The sequence below is a fragment of the Zhongshania marina genome, assembly GCF_002915595.1.
Classification (GTDB): domain Bacteria; phylum Pseudomonadota; class Gammaproteobacteria; order Pseudomonadales; family Spongiibacteraceae; genus Spongiibacter; species Spongiibacter marinus_B.
Genome location: NZ_PQGG01000028.1, coordinates 93,734 through 110,046, shown reverse-complemented (window position 1 = coordinate 110,046; position 16,313 = coordinate 93,734). Strand labels below are relative to the sequence as shown.

The following is a 16,313-nucleotide window of genomic DNA, read 5'->3' as shown; positions in this document are numbered from 1 at the left end:
TTAGGGCTATAAAGCACTACACCTTGTGTTTGCAAGCAGAATTCGGCCCACGCCCAACAAACAGGACACCCCCTCCAATGCAAATCGGCACCCAAGTTCCCCCTTATTTAATTTTAGCCTCGGGCTCCAAATATCGGCAAAAGCTATTACAGCAAATAGGCTTAGACCCACTTTGCATTTCCCCCGATATAGATGAGACGCCCCACTCAGGTGAAAGCGCTGGGGAGCTAGCAAGTCGATTAAGCATAGAAAAAGCACACAAGATCGCAAAAAGTCACAGCAACGCTATTATTATCGCGGGCGATCAAGTTTGCGATGCCGGCGGCGTGATTTTAGGCAAACCTGGGAATGCCGATACCGCAAAACAGCAATTAACTTATTGTTCAGGCCGCGAAATTGTCTTTCACACCGGAGTCTGCGTATTAAACTCCGCCACCAAACAACTGCAACACCGCATTGCGGAGGTATTTGTTCACTTCAGAAATCTAAGCAGCAGCGAAATTGAAAGGTATATAAAGAAGGAGCCTGCTTTCGATTGCGCAGGCAGCTTTAAAATGGAGGGCTTAGGCATCAGTCTTTTTAAGCACATTCGGAGCGACGACCCCAACGCCTTAATCGGCCTCCCCCTTATTACAGTCTGCGAGTTTCTTAGAAACGAAGGATTATCTATTATTTAAAAGAGCGCTTATGTCGCTCAATTTCTGACAATAACTCGGAAAACTCATCCAGCACCGACAGCGGCTCCCAACGCAATAAGCGCTCTACGCTGTGGGCACCGTAAGAAACACCGATACGTGGCATAGCAATACGGCTGGCCATCTCCAGGTCATATTCAGTGTCACCCACCATAACCGCATCACTTGGGTTCACCGAACGTTCAGCGCACAATTCGCGAAGCATTAAGGGATCGGGCTTAGACGCAGTTTCATCTGCGCAGCGACTAGCACTGAACAGCGAACAGATATCCAAGCTGGCAAAAACCCTATCCAATCCTCGGCGACTTTTGCCTGTCGCCACACACAAATCGTGCCCAGCGTCTTTTAGGGCATATAGCGTTTCAGTCACGCCGGGGAATAACTGGCAAGGCCTGCGATCAGCGTCAATAAAGCAGCGCACATAATGCCCGCGCATTCCCTCCACCCCTTTCGCATCTAGCTCAGGATACAAATAGGCTATGGCCAAGCTGAGTTCCAAACCAATTATATTTCGTATCTCGTCAGCACTTCGCTCTGCAACACCAAAATCCCTTGCCCCCTGCTGCATGCAAAACACAATCTTATCGCTAGAATCTAAAATCGTACCATCCCAATCAAAAATTATAAGCATTACAGCTCACTACCACCTATTTCTAATATTTTTTCTAGATCAGGCGGCAAAGGCGCCTGAACGTTAATTCGCCGCCCATCCAAAGTAAAAGCCAAAGAGTGGGCGTGAAGAAACAAGCGCTTCAAGCCCAACTGCTTAAAATTTGCATTTGCCTGATCGTCACCATATTTATCATCACCTAGGATTGGATAACCCGCATATTGGCAGTGAACCCTAATCTGATGAGTCCTACCGGAAACAGGCCGCGCTTCGACCAAGGTGGCACCAGATATACGACTGATTACGGTGTATTCGGTGAGCGACTTCTTACCCTCCAGCTCAACCCGTACCATTCGCTCGCCGGAATTCAATACATTCTTCTGCAAGGGCGCATTCACTTGCTGCTTCCTTACCGGCCACTTACCCGCCACCAAAGCCAAATAGCGCTTATCAACTCCCTTCCGCGCTTTTAGCAACTCGTGGAGCTGCTTTAAAACACTGCGCCTTTTAGCGACCATCACACAGCCAGAGGTATCGCGGTCCAAGCGATGAACTAATTCCAGGCTGCGCTGCTCAGGATACATTTGCCGCAGCGCCTCAATTAAACCTAAGGAAATACCGCTACCGCCATGAACTGCCAAGCCTGAAGGCTTGTTAATAATGATCAAGCCCTCGTCTTCATACAAAACGGCGGACCGAAGACTGGAATCCAAGCCCCCTGGCACTACAACCCCCTCGCGCACCGCAACCCTAACCGGCGGAACACGCACTATATCGCCAAAAGCCAGCTTTTGATCAGGCTTAACCCGGGCCTTATTTAGCCTAACCTCGCCACGACGCAAAAGGTTATAAATCCGTGACTTAGGGACGCCTTTTAATTCTCGCATTAAGAAATTATCGATACGCTGACCCGCATAATCAGCCTCGACAGCCACCAAGCGCACAGTCGGATTGATGACAGTTTCTGGACTCACTTACACTCCCGTAACTCATTGAGTTAGTTATTGAATACTGATATAGTCGCCCGGTAGCTACCGGGTCCGGTTCCCGCCACAGCATGGCTGTGACGTGAGGGAAGACCGCCGGCCATCTACTAAGGCAAAGACCGCGATTAAGACGCATAGCCTTATTTCCATCAGTGAATAGCAGTGTACCGGCGGCATTCTAACGCAGTGTCGGTACATTAATTAATAGTACTGCCGATATTTGTTTGCACCACGGCTGTGAAAGAACTCTGAGAAAGCGACGTAAAGAACGTTACCAATACTGGCGCAGTAGATAAGCGCCCAACAGTAATAGATGAAAGACGCCCAGCGCGGGATCATAAAGATATAGACCCTAGCGAACTGGAATATAAAGGCCAGGTTACAGGCCACACTGATGTACCCGTGCAACGCAGCATAAACTACTGCCGCACCCACAAGGTAATGCAGCGTACATCAGAACGCTTAAAGATGCTCGATCGCACGAGTGGCGCGACAAATCCCGGCTTTTGGGATTTTTAGCTCATGAAAAGAATGCTTATAAACGCAACTCAGCCAGAAGAGTTGCGCGTTGCCCTCGTAGACGGCCAACGCTTATTTGATCTGGATATAGAAAACCGTACACGTGTACAGAAAAAAGCCAACGTCTACAAAGGCACCATTACCCGCGTAGAACCCAGCCTAGAAGCGGCTTTTGTCGATTTTGGCGCTGAACGCCACGGCTTCCTCCCCCTCAAAGAAATCTCTAAAGAATACTTTTACCGCAATCCTTCCGATGTCAGTGGTCGCGCCAAAATCAAAGATTTGGTCAAGGAAGGCACCCAAGTCATCGTCCAAGTTGAAAAAGAAGAACGCGGCAATAAAGGCGCGGCCTTAACAACATTTATCAGCCTCGCCGGCCGCTATATGGTGTTAATGCCGAACAATCCGCGCGCTGGCGGCATTTCTCGCCGCATTGAGGGTGACGAGCGCAGCGAACTGCGCGACGCACTTAGCTCAATCAATATTCCAGACTCAATGGGCGTCATTGTTCGCACCGCAGGCGTGGGTCGCAGCTCAGAAGAGCTACAATGGGATCTAGACTACCTCCTGCACCTCTGGTCGGCGATCAAGCAAGCTTCAGATGAACGCAAGGCGCCCATCCTGATCCTGCAAGAAAGCAATGTTATTATCCGCGCAATTCGCGACTATTTACGAGACGATATCGACCAAGTTTTGATAGATGCCGAAGAATCCTTCAACGAAGCCATGCACTTTGTTGAACAGGTTATGCCGCATTTTAAGAACAAGATTCGTCTTTATAAGGACCAAGTCCCTCTATTTAATCGCTACCAGATTGAAAGCCAGATCGAATCAGCGTTTCAACGCGAAGTGCAACTGCCATCAGGCGGCTCCATCGTTATCGATCCCACTGAAGCCCTTGTCTCTATCGATATCAACTCCGCCCGTGCAACCAAAGGTGGCGATATTGAAGAGACAGCACTACAAACCAACCTTGAAGCTGCTGACGAAATTGCCCGCCAGCTACGCCTGCGGGACATCGGCGGCCTAATCGTCGTTGACTTCATCGACATGCTGGCGGCAAAAAACCAGCGCGAAGTCGAAAATCGCGTACGTGACGCAATGGAACCTGACCGCGCCCGCATCCAAATTGGTCGTATCTCGCGTTTTGGACTGTTAGAAATGTCCCGCCAACGCCTGCGCCCATCACTAGGCGAAACCAGCGCAAAAGTCTGCCCGCGCTGCAGCGGCCAAGGCACTATCCGCGACACCAACTCACTTGCCCTCTCTATACTTCGCCTTGTCGAAGAAGAAGCTAACAAGGAAAAAAGCGCCGAAATACGCGTAGTCGTGCCCGTCAATGTCGCGTCTTACCTACTAAATGAAAAACGCACCGCTATTTATGAAGTAGAGCAACGCAGCGGCGTACGAGTAGTCGTCATCCCCACTCCTGCACTAGACACACCGCATTTTGAAGTAATGCGTCTGCGAGACAGCGATATTGGTGATGAAAAGGAAATTAGCTATAAAATCGTTGCCGACCTTGAAGCGCAAGCTGAAGCTTTAGATGAAGTAACGACTAGCGCTCCCGCGCCCGCAGCCGTTGTGCGTACGCTTGCACCCAAGAAACCGACACCGGCTCCTGCAGAAAATCGCAGCGAAAAAGCGAAAGACAAATCTAATACCGAAAGCGAAGAAGGCTTTTTCAGCAAGCTAGGTAAGGCAATTAGCGGTCTATTCAAATCAGCCGAGCCCGAACCAGAGCCCGAGCCAACTCCGGCACCGCGCCAGCGCAACAACAACCCGCGCAATAACAATCGCTCAGGCAACCGCAATAACAATCGTGGCGGCCGCAACCGTCGCAACCCGGATCAGCGCGGCCCTCGCGACGACAAACGCGTTACAGATAATCGCAGCAATAAAGCTGATAACACGCCAAAACAAGATGAAGTCGTTGCAGATACAGCTTCCACAAACAACGAGCAGAATAACAGCAACGAAAACAATAACAGACCAAAACGTCGCCCAGGTAATCGCAAGCCCCGCAACTCACAGGAGCGCAAACGTACTCCTGCACCCGTTAGCGAGGAAAATAACGCAGCTGAGCCCGTAAATGAGGCACAGAAGCCGCTTAACGCCGAAACACAATCCGCAAGTGAAGCGTCGAGTACAAAGGTCGAGCAGCCCAAACGCCAAAGCAGCGACAACACCGCTGCCAAAGCAGATACAGTTGCCGAAACAACAATTGATCAAACAAGTGACATCACCAAACTAGAGCAACCGGAATCAATTGCGCCAAAGGAAACTAGCGCCGCAGAAATAGCACCAGTTGAAACCGAGCTTGCTAAGGAGGAGCTCAGCGCGCCAGTTATATCTGAAGCTACAGCGAGTCCTGCCGCAAATGAGGACCTTAAAGAGAAGAAGACTGAGGAAACTGCTTCGACAGCGACCCAAGAACAAGACCAAGCAAACGAGCAAACCACTGCCGAAGAAGTTGATGAAGTTAAAGCCGCACCAATTACTGAGCCCGTAAAAACAGAGAGCAAAGAAACTGTGCCCCCAGCCAAACCCGCTGTGGAGAAAGCTGCTGAGAAGAGCGATGACACTAGCAATACAGTCAAAAAGGTAAAACCTGTTGGTCGCGCAGCAAACGATCCTCGAATTGCGCCGCAGCCAGTTCAAAATTTACAAATTAGCACAGCGCGGCCAATGCCACCGGCACTCGACGCGAATATCGTCGCTATGCCGGATCCAAACCGGCCAAAAATGCCAAGAGCCGCTAACGATCCACGCAACTAATAGCTACCTTCTTTAGCTAAATCCAAGCCCAGCTTATACGCTGGGCTTTTTTTGTCTAAATTTCAGCCAATCTGCACGTCATCAAACTGATTTATAAGTCTTTTTTATAATACTGCTTGTTTCGCTAAACAAGCTATGTATAATTCGCAACTGCTGCGGAGGGGTGGCAGAGTGGTCGATTGCACCGGTCTTGAAAACCGGCGTTGGTTCATCCCAACCCAGGGTTCAAATCCCTGCCCCTCCGCCACTTTATCCACCACGTTTCAACATCCGATCTTCCTTTCCAAGTCACTCCACACCCAGTATGATAAGCTCTGTTTACACTATCTTTGTTTAGTAATTAACGGAGTAAGACATGCAAGACAAATCGGTCTTTCAGGCGCATACGCAGCCCTTAGCGGCACTGGAAACTAGTAAAGTTCTTCGCAACACCTACATGCTGCTAGGCATGACACTAGTAACTAGCGCATTGTGTGCTGGTTTAGCTATGGCAATGAATATTGGCCACGGCACTGGACTTGTTCTTTCACTCCTCGGCTTTGTAATGCTGTTTGTCGTGAACAAAACCGCCGACTCAAGCAAAGGCATTCTTGCCATTTTCGTCTTCACTGGCCTGCTTGGCGCAGCCTTGGGACCAATGCTGAAGGCCTATCTTGCTCTGCCCAATGGAGGCGAGCTGGTTATGCAGGCACTTGGTGGCACCGCCTTAGTATTCTTTGGCCTTTCTGCCTATGTTTTAACTACCCGTAAAGACTTCTCATTCCTTGGCGGCTTTTTGATGATCGGCTTGCTTGTGATGGTTGTCGCCAGCATTGCGAATCTGTTCTTCCAAGTCCCCGCCGCTTCGCTAGCTATTTCAGCAGCTGCGGTATTTATTATGTCTGGGCTCATCCTATTTGATACTAGCCGTATCATTCACGGTGGCGAAACCAATTATATTCGCGCCACAGTCGCCCTATACCTCGACATTTATAATTTATTTGTTCACCTGCTGCATTTATTAGGTGTATTTAGTGGTGATGACTAATCACACCCCTAACATTGATTTGAATATCACCGAACAGGGGCTCTTATGAGCCTCTGTTTTGCTATATTAGTCACGGGTCAGCCCTATTCAGATCAATCCAGCAGAACTGCACTGCAGTTTTGCAAAGCCTTAATCGAACGCCAGCATAGTATTTATCGCGTCTTCTTCTTTAACGATGGTGTACATTGCGCCAATAGCTTTATTACCCCTCCGCAAGACGAGCAAGCCATCCCAAGACAGTGGCAGGCACTTCAGAAGGAACACGATCTCGATTTAGTTATCTGCGTTTCCAGCGCATTGCGTCGCGGCGTTATCGATCAAAAAGAAGCGCATCGCTATGACGTAACTGGCCATAATATGGCAGAAGGTTTTAATATCGGCGGATTAGGCCAGTGGGTAGATGCCTGTATTAATGCCGATCGCGTCATTCGGTTTGGAAGTTAAATGCATTTCCTTTATTTATTTAGCCGGCAGGCCTACGGGCACAGCCTGGCGCGTGAAGCTCTAGATATGGCTTTAGCGACGGCAGCTTTTGATCAAAAGGTGAGCATCGTGTTTTTAGAGGATGCTATATATCAGCTCCTAAACGCCACAGATGCTCAGAGTGTCGAGGCCAAACCGCATACCGGCGTAATAAATGCCCTGCCCTTGTACGATATAGAGAATATCTATTACCTAGATGATGACCGCCAACATCGCGCCATAAGTGAAAGCAGTCTTCTGACACACGCGACGGCTATAACGCGCCCGGCACTACAGCAATTGATAGCCGCCGCAGATCGGGTACAAAGTTTCTAATGCAGCTCCATATTCTTAATAGCAGCGCTAGCCTGAGCCGATGCCAAAGCAGTATTTCTGACACGGATTCAATAATATTAATTGAAGACGCCGTTGTGCTATCGACCTCGATTTTGCAGAAAGTAAGCGCAAGTATTGCGGTTTTCGCCTTAAATGACGATCTCGCACGCAGAGGCATTAACCCACCAGACCGCATTAAAGCGCTAAGCTTTAGCGAATTCGTCGATCTATGTGCCGATCACACACAATGCCTAAGCTGGTAAAATGGCAACTCTTACGGTTCTAGGCCAAAACATTGCCACCGATCCAGACGGTTTTTTAAAAAACCTAAGCGACTGGTCGCCAGATGTCGCCAACGCCCTAGCAAACGAATGTGAAATACACCTAGAGAGCGAACACTGGGAGCTAATTGAGCTGGTGCAGCGCTTTTATCAAGAATTTGGCCTATCACCAGCGATGCGGCCGCTGATAAAATACGCAAAGCTTACACTGGGGCCCGAAAAAGGAAATAGTCTCTATTTTTTAACACTCTTTCCTGGCAGCCCCGCAAAAATACTCAGCAAAATCGCAGGTCTTCCACGACCCGATAACTGCCTCTAAACCTCAATGAGTACATCATGTCGGTAGAACATCCCTTCGCACAGTATGTGCGGATTCTAGGCAAAGGAAAAACAGGTTCGCGATCGCTTAACGAAACCGAAGCGCAGCAAGCCATGGGCATGATTTTACGAGGTGACGTTGAAGACGTTCAACTCGGCGCATTTCTTATGCTGCTCCGGGTGAAAGAAGAAAGTCACGAAGAACTCGCAGGTTTTGTAATAGCGGCAAGAGATGACATTTCGGCACCTGCGATAGCGGTAGATATCGACTGGGCAAGCTATGCAGGCAAACGCCGACAATTACCGTGGTATCTGCTCGCAGCCTTAGCACTTGCCGATAGCGGCTTGCGGGTCTTTATGCACGGGGCGGCAGGTCACACCGCAGAACGGATTTACAGCGAGCACGTGCTTGCGTCACTAGGTGAAGCAGCTGCAGCAAACTGGCAGGAAGTTAGCGACAAATTAGATCAATCGAATTTTGCTTATCTGCCACTAGCCCATTTTTCACCGGTGCTACAGCGGATGATAGACCTGCGCAATCAATTTGGGCTGCGCTCTCCAGTGCACACACTGTCTCGACTATTAAATCCGCTATCAGCACCCTACTCCCTGCAAAGTATTTTTCATCCCGCCTATGCAGAAAATCACCAGCGCGCCGCCGCCCTCCTCGGCCAAGCACACGCTGCGGTCTTTAAAGGTGAAGCTGGTGAGGCAGAACGAAAACCAGAAGCGCTATGCAAGGTGAAAATGGTTCACAACTCGGAGCTATCTGAATCTGAATGGCCGAAGCTGGTTGATGGCCGGCAAGAAAAGCTGGAAACACTGAATATTGACGATCTTATTCACGCTTGGCGCGACGATAGCGTCGACGAATACGGACGCCTCGCCATTCTCGGCACTATCGCCATTGTTATACAACTGAGATCCCCTGAACTCGATCAACAGCAATGCCTAGACCAGGCAGCTGACATTTGGCAGAGCCGAAATCGCGCGCGCCTCTCACCACGCTGAAAAGCGCTACACCACGGACACAATATGAGCATTAACCCTATCGACATCGACAACTACCCCGCTATTTTGCAAGACAAAGCACAAGAGGTCGCATCGATTTTTAAGGACTTAACGCTGCCAGCACCGACGATCTTTCCATCTCAAGCCGTCCACTACCGGCTGCGAGCTGAGTTTCGACTGTGGCACGACAATGCGGAAGCCTACTACGCAATGTTCGACCCCGCCGAACCGAAAACCCCTGTGCGGATTGATAAATTCCCAACTGCATCAAAGACCATAGACGACTTGATGCCGCTACTGTTAAACAAGATTAATAGCCAAACAGTATTGAGCAAACGCCTATTCCAAGTTGAGTTTCTCAGCACCTTAAGCGGCGATATGCTCGTTAGCCTGATTTATCACCGACGCCTAGATGAAGAGTGGGAAGCTGTAGCAAGGACTTTAGCGAGTGAGCTTAACATTCAAATTATCGGTCGCAGTAAAAAGCAAAAGCTGGTATTAGACCGCGATTATGTCGTCGAAAATTTACCGGTAGACGGCGAAACCTTTATTTATAAGCAGTACGAGGGTGGGTTTACCCAGCCTAATGGCATACTCAATGCGACTATGATTAGCTGGGCTAAAGAGCAAGTTAAAGAGAAGTTAGACCGCGATTTATTAGAGCTTTATTGTGGCAACGGTAATTTCACCATTCCGCTGTCTAAGCAATTCAGAAAAGTACTGGCAACAGAAATATCAAAAACCTCAGTTAAAGCCGCTCACGAGAATTTCGCCTTAAATAAAGTAAGCAATATCGAAGTGTTGCGCATGTCTAGCGAGGAGCTCACCTCTGCGCTTAACAAAGAACGCAGCTTCCGCCGTTTAGAGCACGTCGATTTAGACAGCTACAATATCGACACGGTGTTAGTAGATCCGCCTCGCGCAGGCCTAGATCACAATACCCGCGAATTGATTTCTAGTTTTGAGAATATCGTCTATATATCCTGCAATCCAGAAACGCTACACCGAGATTTGCAAATATTAACCAAAACTCATGCCGCAGATGCCTTCGCCCTGTTCGACCAGTTCCCGTACACTCATCATATGGAATGTGGGGTATTTTTAAAAAGAAGGGTCCAGCCATGACAGTGAAGCTAACCGATTTAGAAATTAGCAATGCACTAAACGATCTACCAGACTGGGAATTAAAAGACGGCAAATTATGCCGCGTGTTTGAGTTTGATGATTTTATTAGCGCCTTCGCCTTTATGACGAGGGTAGCAATTCGCGCTGAAAAGATTGACCACCACCCCGAATGGAGCAATGTATACAAAACCGTTACCATTGCCTTGACAACACATGATGCCGGCGGCCTTACTGCAAAAGATCTCGCCCTAGCCGAAGCGATTAAAATTGAGTTTGGACGCTAATAAAACGCAACACCAAGCTGCTGCAAATGGCGGCTTAGATAATCGTCTAAATTCGGCATATCTTCCGGATGAATATCTAATACAGATATATTTAATTGCTTACAAACATCGGCGCGACGCATTCGCGCCGATATTGCATCTGCAAGCTCACCGCTAGCCCAAAATTCAAGGCACACTCCACTGTCGGGCAAATAAAAATCGCAAACGAGATGTTCATCAACTGGCAAAGCGCGGTAAATACTGTAACGAACCCCCGCTAAATACAGCCACTGGGCTATACAACAATGCTCCTGAGACTTGCAAGTCACGCCATCAATAGCAGTCCAGCCGGACGCCCTGCCCGCGAATAAATCATCGGTGACCTGCGACTCAATTTTGCATTCCCGCACTAGACGAGTAAACGCCTCTCGCTCGCGAATATCCTCAGGCCACAGCACATAACTTAGGCTGCTTTGCTGATTTTCGAAGACCTGACCGCCAATTGCGCTCCCCGTCGCGGTGAGCTCCCAGCCTCGGGGGCTAGGTTTTAGCCAGCCCAGCTCTACGAATAGGCGGTTCAACTCTCGCCCACTAAAGCCTTCAGAACGCCCTAGCGCCACCGCAGACAGCAACTTATTGCTTTCCATCGCCCTAAATAGCTGATGCTCTAGCAAATTCTGTGGCCACACAATATAACGGCCATAGCGTTTGCTGCTTTGGTAACTACCGCCCTCAAATTCTCCTTTTGCAGTGAGTGCCCAACCCTCATCTACTTTGCGAATCCAGCCGTAATCTTTGAGAACAGAAAAAAGCTGCTGCACAGGGATTTCACCCTGCTTCGCTAATGCTGACGTAGACAGTTTGTCGGAGGACATTCCTTATTACCTATGTCTTGGGATAGCGCGCAGCTAAACCCTGGTAAACCTCATCGGCGAATTGGCTAGATTGGGCATCGGCTTTAGCCAAAATATCCACTAAATGCACATTGTCCTCTTCACCCTGCCATATCTTTATATAGCTGCCGTCTTTATAGCCATGATCTTGGCGAAAGAAATTTAAAACATTTTTTCCGACATACTGTTTATAAAGATCATCGAAACTTAGTTCGGCTGCCACCATAAGGTCCCAAAACAAGGGCACGGAAAATCCTTTTGTTCGCAGACAGTGTTCCGCCAAGGCCTCGGTAGCCTCCAATACTCCCAAGCCTGATGGAGCGTGTGCTGCCAAGGCCTCAATAATTTCATCCGCTAGCGACTCAATTGCCACACCGTCACGAAACAGCGCACTCATACCAAAGTGCCAAATATCGACGACTTCTAGCTGAACCTGACCTAAATCAGGCTGCTGCTTTTTCCACCATTTATAACCGTAGTGATCCATTAGTTCACCACATTCGATCCAAGCTGCGCGGTACCACGCATTGCCTTGGTTCATCCAATCGCTATTCACCTTGCTGTTCATGCGGTTCTGCAAATCCAGCATAGTGATAAAAGCTGGACGACGCGTTGAATCAGACACTATTAAACCCACCCATCTAAAATCTGAGTGCACATAATAAACAAGGACGAGGTATTAAGCAGCGACTATTTACCGCTTTATAATGTGGAGGGATCGCCAGCTAGCGACCTTACTGGGAAAGGTTTTCGCCCAATTCTATAAAGTAATGCAACAAATCTGCACCAACTATTTCTCGGCAATCCTCTCCTAGACGATCTCCGATACTGTCAGGAATCTGCGCTAAAAAATTGGGACCATAACTCACTCGACGCTGCTGCAAACAAAGGCTAATGGTCGATTGCGGGCCGTGAACGGAATAATGTCGCGATTCCAGGGGCCGAGTTTTTTGCATATATCCCATTAAGCGCACCGTTGCTGCTCAATGGTATACACCAATGACAACTTTCGTCCGTGGGCAAAATCAATAAGCTGTAAAGCCTTGCCAGCCAATAAATGCCTCACCGTATTCGAAGGAATCGCAGGTAAACACACAATATTATTCGGCGCACAAGCCTCAGGGAACAGCAGAACTAGATCAACGATAGCAGAACTGCCATCAGCACCATGGCCTCTAGAGCACAGGCGCATGTCAACGTGCTGCAGTTGCTCAGGCAAGACATTATCAACGGCAAGGTGCTTTACCGTATCTTTATTGTCAAAACCAAGTAAATAGCTAGCAATCAGCATCGCGGCTCTCTTTTCCATCATTGAATGAGAGCTATTATGCGCTTACAGGGGCCGCAAACTATCCGGTGAATTACCTATCATGTCGACGCGCTACCCCCCTAGCTGCTACTGACGAACGCCCCGCGTGTTGTTAGGAGTAAGCGATTTATCGCTGCTGCGCCAGGGATTGATATCCAATCCACCTCGACGGGTATAGCGCGCATAAACACTCAGGTATTTGGGTTGGCAGCGCTTGCTGATATCGCTAAATATTCGCTCAACACAGTGCTCATGAAACTCATCATGTTCGCGAAACGAGACGATATAAGCCAATAAACTTTCGCGCTGAATTTTGGGCCCAGTATAGCGAATTTCTACACTAGCCCAATCTGGTTGCGAGGTGACGGGACACCGCGATCGCAGTAAATTGCTATATAAGTGCTCGCTGCAAATTTCGGTATTTTCCACCACAAGAAGGTCTGAATTTGGGCTATACGATGTCGGACAAATATCCAAATCATCCAAACATTCACCTTCAGGGCAAGACACCCCGTAAGCGTCTTCCCAGCGATCCGCGGTAAACAGACTAAGCTCAACCGCGGCGCCACTTGCCAAACTTAAATCGCGCTCTAGCGCTCGCTTTAAGATGTCTAGGTCCGCAATTCGCGTTTGATTAAACGAGTTTAAATATAATTTAAAGGACTTAGATTCGATAATATTTGGGCTGCCAGCGGCAAATCGAAATTCGGCACATGCAACCACCGGCTTTCCTGATGCGTTTAACCACGACAATTCGTAGGCATTCCAAATATCCACACCGCTAAATGGTAGTGATTTTGCCGAATCGATACCCAACTCCCCCCGCCCCTGCTGACGCGGAATAGCGTGCAAACATGTCGGGTCGTACTGGTCAGGATAAGTAACTTTTTCGCCGAGCGGGCCGTGGCTTTTATGATCACTCATACTACTTAACGCCCCTATTGGCGAAGACGCGTGCCGCTAGACAACAAATACATACAATATGCATAGGCAGCTATCGTAAATCCGCCAACCATTAAAAACGCCGTCGTAACATTTACATCTGACACACCAAGCACGCCGTAACGAAAAGCGTTAACAATATAAAGCATGGGATTTAAGCGCGACACGCCAGCCCAAAAATCCGGCAATAAATCTATCGAATAAAATACGCCACCAAGATAGGTTAATGGCGTTAGAACAAACACCGGCACGATGGATACATCATCAAAATTATTTGCAAAAACCGCATTAATAAAACCGGCTAACGAAAACATAATTGAGGTCATTAACACAATCGCAATAGTAACGCCGATATGTTGAATGTGGAGGCTAGTGAAAAATAAGGACAGCAATGTAACAATTAAACCTACCAGTAAACCCCGCGCAACTCCGCCGATCACAAAACCCCATAAAACCGTATTGTTTGACATTGGCGAAACCAATATCTCCTCGACAAAACGCTGGAATTTAGCCCCAAAGAATGACGACACGACATTGGAATACGCATTTGTGATGACCGACATCATGATCAAACCCGGCACAACAAATTCCATATAGGTGAAACCACCCATTTGGCCAATACGCGAGCCAATGAGCGCGCCAAATATCACAAAATACAGTGACATGGTGATGGCAGGTGGCAATAAGGTCTGCATCCAAATACGCAAAAAGCGGCGGATTTCTTTGCGGACAATAGTGTAAAACGCCACCCACTGTTCAGCTAATGTCATTCACTACTCCATATCTTCAGCGCCGGCCAGCACCGACGGAATCATAATTACAGGGTCTGACTTACTTCGCGTTCAGTAAACCAACAAACAACTCTTCTAAGCGATTCGCTTTATTACGCATACTACTAATCACCAGACCTTGTTTATTTAAGGCGGCAAATACCTCGTTTAACGAACTCCCTTTATTGAGCACCAACTCGAACATATGCTCATCGATATAGCGAGTATCAAAACCCTCAACCACCAAATCGGGACTAATCGCTTCCGGCGTATCTAAAATAAACACTTCTTTTTGAAGCTGCCGCAATAGCGCCTTCATACTGGTATTTTCTACGATATTACCACCGTCGATAATGGCAATATGGCGGCACAAGCTCTCCGCCTCTTCTAGATAGTGGGTAGTTAAAATAATGGTCGTTCCGCTTTTATTAATCTCCGTCAGGAACTCCCACATCGAGCGCCGCAACTCAATATCTACCCCTGCGGTAGGCTCATCCAATATCAAAAGACGGGGTTCATGAATAAGCGCCCGGGCAATCATTAAACGCCGCTTCATGCCACCGGACAGCATTCGCGAGGCCACCTTGCGCTTATCCCAAAGGCCCAGCTTTTTTAAGTATTTTTCGGCGCGCTCACCGGCAACTGCTCGGCTCAAGCCGTAATAACCAGCTTGGTTAACCACAATATCCCAAACCGTTTCAAAATTAGAGAAGTTAAATTCCTGAGGAACAACCCCAATCTCACGCTTTGCCGCGGCTAAATCTGTCTGAATGGAATGCCCAAACACATGAACATCGCCCGCCGTTTTTTTAACCAAAGACGAAACAATACCGATAGTCGTCGACTTACCTGCCCCATTGGGACCGAGCAGGGCAAAGAAATCACCCTCCTTCACCTCAAGGTCAATACCCTTTAAGGCTTCAAAACCATTGTCGTAGACCTTACGCAATCCTTTAATTTGCAGGGCAATTGCCATAGTATCTGCCTAAAATTTTCGCTGCTGAAATGTACAAAACCAAATCGGTCACTTAAGCGACTTAGATTTACGAAACGTAACAATCACTAAAAAGCACCGCTTGCAAAGCAAACAATACTCATCTTTATGAAATGTATTAACTGACGAGAACACCTACTGTTAGCCGCTTATTTTGCCACGCCCGCGCAGTGGAATACACTAAAGTCTTAAATCTACGAGAAATGGAGTCACAGTGACGACGCGCTTAGAATACTACCGCCACCTAAACGACGCACTCAACGAGCTATGTAACAAGGTGGTTGCCCAGCACCCAAATCACAGCGAAGAAAGCAATAATGAATTACTCGAGTTATTCACTCAGCTAGACGACTGCTTCGCCAACAATGAAGATTACGCACTACTTGGCCAGCAAATCATTAACAAAATTGTCAGCCACTACCCCGACATCACACCGCAGGTGCACCGGGACTTACTCTGGTTTTTTGGTGGCGACTGCCTGCACTTTTTGGGGGACGAAGAAATACAAAAATACCAAGAGCTGGAAGAGCGCTACTACGAATTAACGAATACCGACGAAAACGTCAGCTATCGCAATCTACGCGCACAGGTCTTTAACATGCATTAAGCGAGCAAAAGCGTCGCTTATCACAAACAAGAAAATTACAGGCGAAAAAAAAGCGAAGCATCTGCTTCGCTTTTTAGAATTTGGAGCGGGAAAGGAGGCTCGAACTCCCGACCTCAACCTTGGCAAGGTTGCGCTCTACCAACTGAGCTATTCCCGCAAATTCCGGAATATTGTTAATCACAAATTCCGTACAGCCTTGATAAAAAACACTTTTTTACTGCCCTCTTCAAGACGGGGCGCATAATAAAAAGTTTTCTTTAAACTGTCAACACCGCCGTGGCAGGCAATTTATCTGACAGTATTCTACGCGCTGTAACGTAGAAATTGGCGTCCCCTAGGGGACTCGAACCCCTGTTACTGCCGTGAAAGGGCAGTGTCCTAGGCCAC

General features: G+C 48.2%; 20 protein-coding genes and 2 tRNA genes. 12 read left to right on the top strand and 10 right to left on the bottom strand.

Annotation, left to right across the window (positions count from 1 at the left end):
- Positions 1-77: 77 nt before the first annotated feature.
- Positions 78-677, top strand: a complete 600-nt coding sequence (locus C0068_RS11770) for a Maf family protein (RefSeq protein ID WP_103684676.1) — start codon at positions 78-80, stop codon at positions 675-677.
- Here the strand turns inward: C0068_RS11770 and C0068_RS11765 are convergent.
- Together C0068_RS11765 and rluC are read right to left on the bottom strand one after the other, a co-directional pair.
- Positions 670-1,326, bottom strand: a complete 657-nt coding sequence (locus C0068_RS11765) for an HAD-IA family hydrolase (protein WP_103684675.1) — start codon at positions 1,324-1,326, stop codon at positions 670-672. The two genes, C0068_RS11770 and C0068_RS11765, sit on opposite strands and share 8 nt — an antisense overlap.
- Positions 1,326-2,279, bottom strand: a complete 954-nt coding sequence (rluC, locus tag C0068_RS11760; protein ID WP_103684674.1) for a 23S rRNA pseudouridine(955/2504/2580) synthase RluC — start codon at positions 2,277-2,279, stop codon at positions 1,326-1,328. Before rluC ends, C0068_RS11765 begins: the two co-directional genes overlap by 1 nt.
- 534 nt (positions 2,280-2,813) lie before the next feature.
- On the opposite strand from rluC, the gene rne reads away from it, so the two are divergent.
- From rne to C0068_RS11710, 10 genes are all read left to right on the top strand, one after another.
- Entirely contained in the window at positions 2,814-5,588 is a 2,775-nt protein-coding gene (gene rne, locus C0068_RS11755; RefSeq protein WP_103684673.1) for a ribonuclease E, read from the top strand.
- A gap of 157 nt (positions 5,589-5,745) precedes the next feature.
- Positions 5,746-5,835: transfer RNA gene (locus tag C0068_RS11750), tRNA-Ser, on the top strand.
- 108 nt (positions 5,836-5,943) lie between these two features.
- A complete protein-coding gene (locus tag C0068_RS11745) occupies positions 5,944-6,615 on the top strand; it encodes a Bax inhibitor-1/YccA family protein (RefSeq protein WP_103684672.1) in 672 nt (223 codons plus the stop codon).
- Positions 6,616-6,660: 45 nt separating this feature from the next.
- Positions 6,661-7,059 carry a sulfurtransferase complex subunit TusD gene (gene tusD / locus C0068_RS11740; protein WP_103684671.1) on the top strand — a complete coding sequence of 133 codons (399 nt, stop codon included), beginning with the start codon at positions 6,661-6,663 and terminating at the stop codon, positions 7,057-7,059.
- A complete protein-coding gene (gene tusC, locus C0068_RS11735) occupies positions 7,060-7,413 on the top strand; it encodes a sulfurtransferase complex subunit TusC (protein WP_103684670.1) in 354 nt (117 codons plus the stop codon).
- Positions 7,413-7,676, top strand: coding sequence for a sulfurtransferase complex subunit TusB (gene tusB / locus C0068_RS11730; protein WP_103684669.1), 264 nt, complete (start codon positions 7,413-7,415; stop codon positions 7,674-7,676). The genes tusC and tusB overlap by 1 nt, the downstream gene beginning before the upstream one ends.
- 1 nt (position 7,677) lies before the next feature.
- Positions 7,678-8,013 (top strand): TusE/DsrC/DsvC family sulfur relay protein, encoded by a 336-nt coding sequence (locus C0068_RS11725; protein WP_103684668.1) that lies wholly within the window; start codon positions 7,678-7,680, stop codon positions 8,011-8,013.
- 17 nt (positions 8,014-8,030) lie between these two features.
- On the top strand, positions 8,031-9,023 hold the full coding sequence (locus C0068_RS11720; protein ID WP_103684667.1) for a glycosyl transferase family protein: 993 nt from the start codon (positions 8,031-8,033) through the stop codon (positions 9,021-9,023).
- Between the two features lie 24 nt (positions 9,024-9,047).
- Positions 9,048-10,148, top strand: a complete 1,101-nt coding sequence (gene trmA, locus C0068_RS11715) for a tRNA (uridine(54)-C5)-methyltransferase TrmA (protein WP_103684666.1) — start codon at positions 9,048-9,050, stop codon at positions 10,146-10,148.
- The gene (locus C0068_RS11710; RefSeq protein WP_103684665.1) at positions 10,145-10,432 is read left to right on the top strand and encodes a 4a-hydroxytetrahydrobiopterin dehydratase; all 288 of its coding nucleotides are present in this window, start codon (positions 10,145-10,147) and stop codon (positions 10,430-10,432) included. Before trmA ends, C0068_RS11710 begins: the two co-directional genes overlap by 4 nt.
- Here the strand turns inward: C0068_RS11710 and C0068_RS11705 are convergent.
- The 7 genes from C0068_RS11705 to C0068_RS11675 all read right to left on the bottom strand — a co-directional run bounded on the left by C0068_RS11705 (position 10,429) and on the right by C0068_RS11675 (position 15,301).
- Positions 10,429-11,286, bottom strand: a complete 858-nt coding sequence (locus C0068_RS11705; RefSeq protein WP_103684664.1) for a hypothetical protein — start codon at positions 11,284-11,286, stop codon at positions 10,429-10,431. The genes C0068_RS11710 and C0068_RS11705 overlap by 4 nt on opposite strands.
- 10 nt (positions 11,287-11,296) lie before the next feature.
- Positions 11,297-11,893: a dUTP diphosphatase gene (locus tag C0068_RS11700; protein WP_103684758.1), complete on the bottom strand. Its 597-nt coding sequence runs from the start codon at positions 11,891-11,893 to the stop codon at positions 11,297-11,299.
- A 145-nt stretch (positions 11,894-12,038) separates the two neighbouring features.
- On the bottom strand, positions 12,039-12,269 hold the full coding sequence (locus C0068_RS11695) for a hypothetical protein (RefSeq protein WP_103684663.1): 231 nt from the start codon (positions 12,267-12,269) through the stop codon (positions 12,039-12,041).
- Positions 12,269-12,595 carry a hypothetical protein gene (locus tag C0068_RS11690; protein WP_103684662.1) on the bottom strand — a complete coding sequence of 109 codons (327 nt, stop codon included), beginning with the start codon at positions 12,593-12,595 and terminating at the stop codon, positions 12,269-12,271. Before C0068_RS11690 ends, C0068_RS11695 begins: the two co-directional genes overlap by 1 nt.
- Positions 12,596-12,700: 105 nt before the next feature.
- A complete protein-coding gene (gene queF, locus C0068_RS11685) occupies positions 12,701-13,537 on the bottom strand; it encodes an NADPH-dependent 7-cyano-7-deazaguanine reductase QueF (protein ID WP_103684661.1) in 837 nt (278 codons plus the stop codon).
- 14 nt (positions 13,538-13,551) lie between these two features.
- Complete coding sequence (locus C0068_RS11680; RefSeq protein WP_103684660.1) at positions 13,552-14,325, bottom strand: ABC transporter permease; 774 nt, start codon at positions 14,323-14,325, stop codon at positions 13,552-13,554.
- A 61-nt stretch (positions 14,326-14,386) separates the two neighbouring features.
- Positions 14,387-15,301 carry an ABC transporter ATP-binding protein gene (locus C0068_RS11675; protein ID WP_103684659.1) on the bottom strand — a complete coding sequence of 305 codons (915 nt, stop codon included), beginning with the start codon at positions 15,299-15,301 and terminating at the stop codon, positions 14,387-14,389.
- A gap of 232 nt (positions 15,302-15,533) precedes the next feature.
- Between C0068_RS11675 and C0068_RS11670 the strand changes: the two genes are divergently transcribed.
- The gene (locus C0068_RS11670; RefSeq protein WP_103684658.1) at positions 15,534-15,926 is read left to right on the top strand and encodes a PA2817 family protein; all 393 of its coding nucleotides are present in this window, start codon (positions 15,534-15,536) and stop codon (positions 15,924-15,926) included.
- Positions 15,927-16,007: 81 nt separating this feature from the next.
- Here C0068_RS11670 and C0068_RS11665 read toward each other — a convergent pair.
- Positions 16,008-16,083: transfer RNA gene (locus tag C0068_RS11665), tRNA-Gly, on the bottom strand.
- Positions 16,084-16,313: the final 230 nt, after the last annotated feature.

Bases quoted from the DNA above. Each gene is read 5' to 3' on its own strand.
- C0068_RS11770 (WP_103684676.1), top strand. From the start codon at position 78: ATGCAAATCGGCACCCAAGTTCCCCCTTATTTAATTTTAGCCTCGGGC.
- C0068_RS11765 (WP_103684675.1), bottom strand. From the start codon at position 1,326: ATGCTTATAATTTTTGATTGGGATGGTACGATTTTAGATTCTAGCGAT.
- rne (WP_103684673.1), top strand. From the start codon at position 2,814: ATGAAAAGAATGCTTATAAACGCAACTCAGCCAGAAGAGTTGCGCGTT.
- C0068_RS11745 (WP_103684672.1), top strand. From the start codon at position 5,944: ATGCAAGACAAATCGGTCTTTCAGGCGCATACGCAGCCCTTAGCGGCA.
- tusD (WP_103684671.1), top strand. From the start codon at position 6,661: ATGAGCCTCTGTTTTGCTATATTAGTCACGGGTCAGCCCTATTCAGAT.
- tusC (WP_103684670.1), top strand. From the start codon at position 7,060: ATGCATTTCCTTTATTTATTTAGCCGGCAGGCCTACGGGCACAGCCTG.
- tusB (WP_103684669.1), top strand. From the start codon at position 7,413: ATGCAGCTCCATATTCTTAATAGCAGCGCTAGCCTGAGCCGATGCCAA.
- C0068_RS11725 (WP_103684668.1), top strand. From the start codon at position 7,678: ATGGCAACTCTTACGGTTCTAGGCCAAAACATTGCCACCGATCCAGAC.
- C0068_RS11720 (WP_103684667.1), top strand. From the start codon at position 8,031: ATGTCGGTAGAACATCCCTTCGCACAGTATGTGCGGATTCTAGGCAAA.
- trmA (WP_103684666.1), top strand. From the start codon at position 9,048: ATGAGCATTAACCCTATCGACATCGACAACTACCCCGCTATTTTGCAA.
- C0068_RS11710 (WP_103684665.1), top strand. From the start codon at position 10,145: ATGACAGTGAAGCTAACCGATTTAGAAATTAGCAATGCACTAAACGAT.
- C0068_RS11705 (WP_103684664.1), bottom strand. From the start codon at position 11,286: ATGTCCTCCGACAAACTGTCTACGTCAGCATTAGCGAAGCAGGGTGAA.
- C0068_RS11700 (WP_103684758.1), bottom strand. From the start codon at position 11,893: ATGCTGGATTTGCAGAACCGCATGAACAGCAAGGTGAATAGCGATTGG.
- C0068_RS11695 (WP_103684663.1), bottom strand. From the start codon at position 12,269: ATGGGATATATGCAAAAAACTCGGCCCCTGGAATCGCGACATTATTCC.
- C0068_RS11690 (WP_103684662.1), bottom strand. From the start codon at position 12,595: ATGCTGATTGCTAGCTATTTACTTGGTTTTGACAATAAAGATACGGTA.
- queF (WP_103684661.1), bottom strand. From the start codon at position 13,537: ATGAGTGATCATAAAAGCCACGGCCCGCTCGGCGAAAAAGTTACTTAT.
- C0068_RS11680 (WP_103684660.1), bottom strand. From the start codon at position 14,325: ATGACATTAGCTGAACAGTGGGTGGCGTTTTACACTATTGTCCGCAAA.
- C0068_RS11675 (WP_103684659.1), bottom strand. From the start codon at position 15,301: ATGGCAATTGCCCTGCAAATTAAAGGATTGCGTAAGGTCTACGACAAT.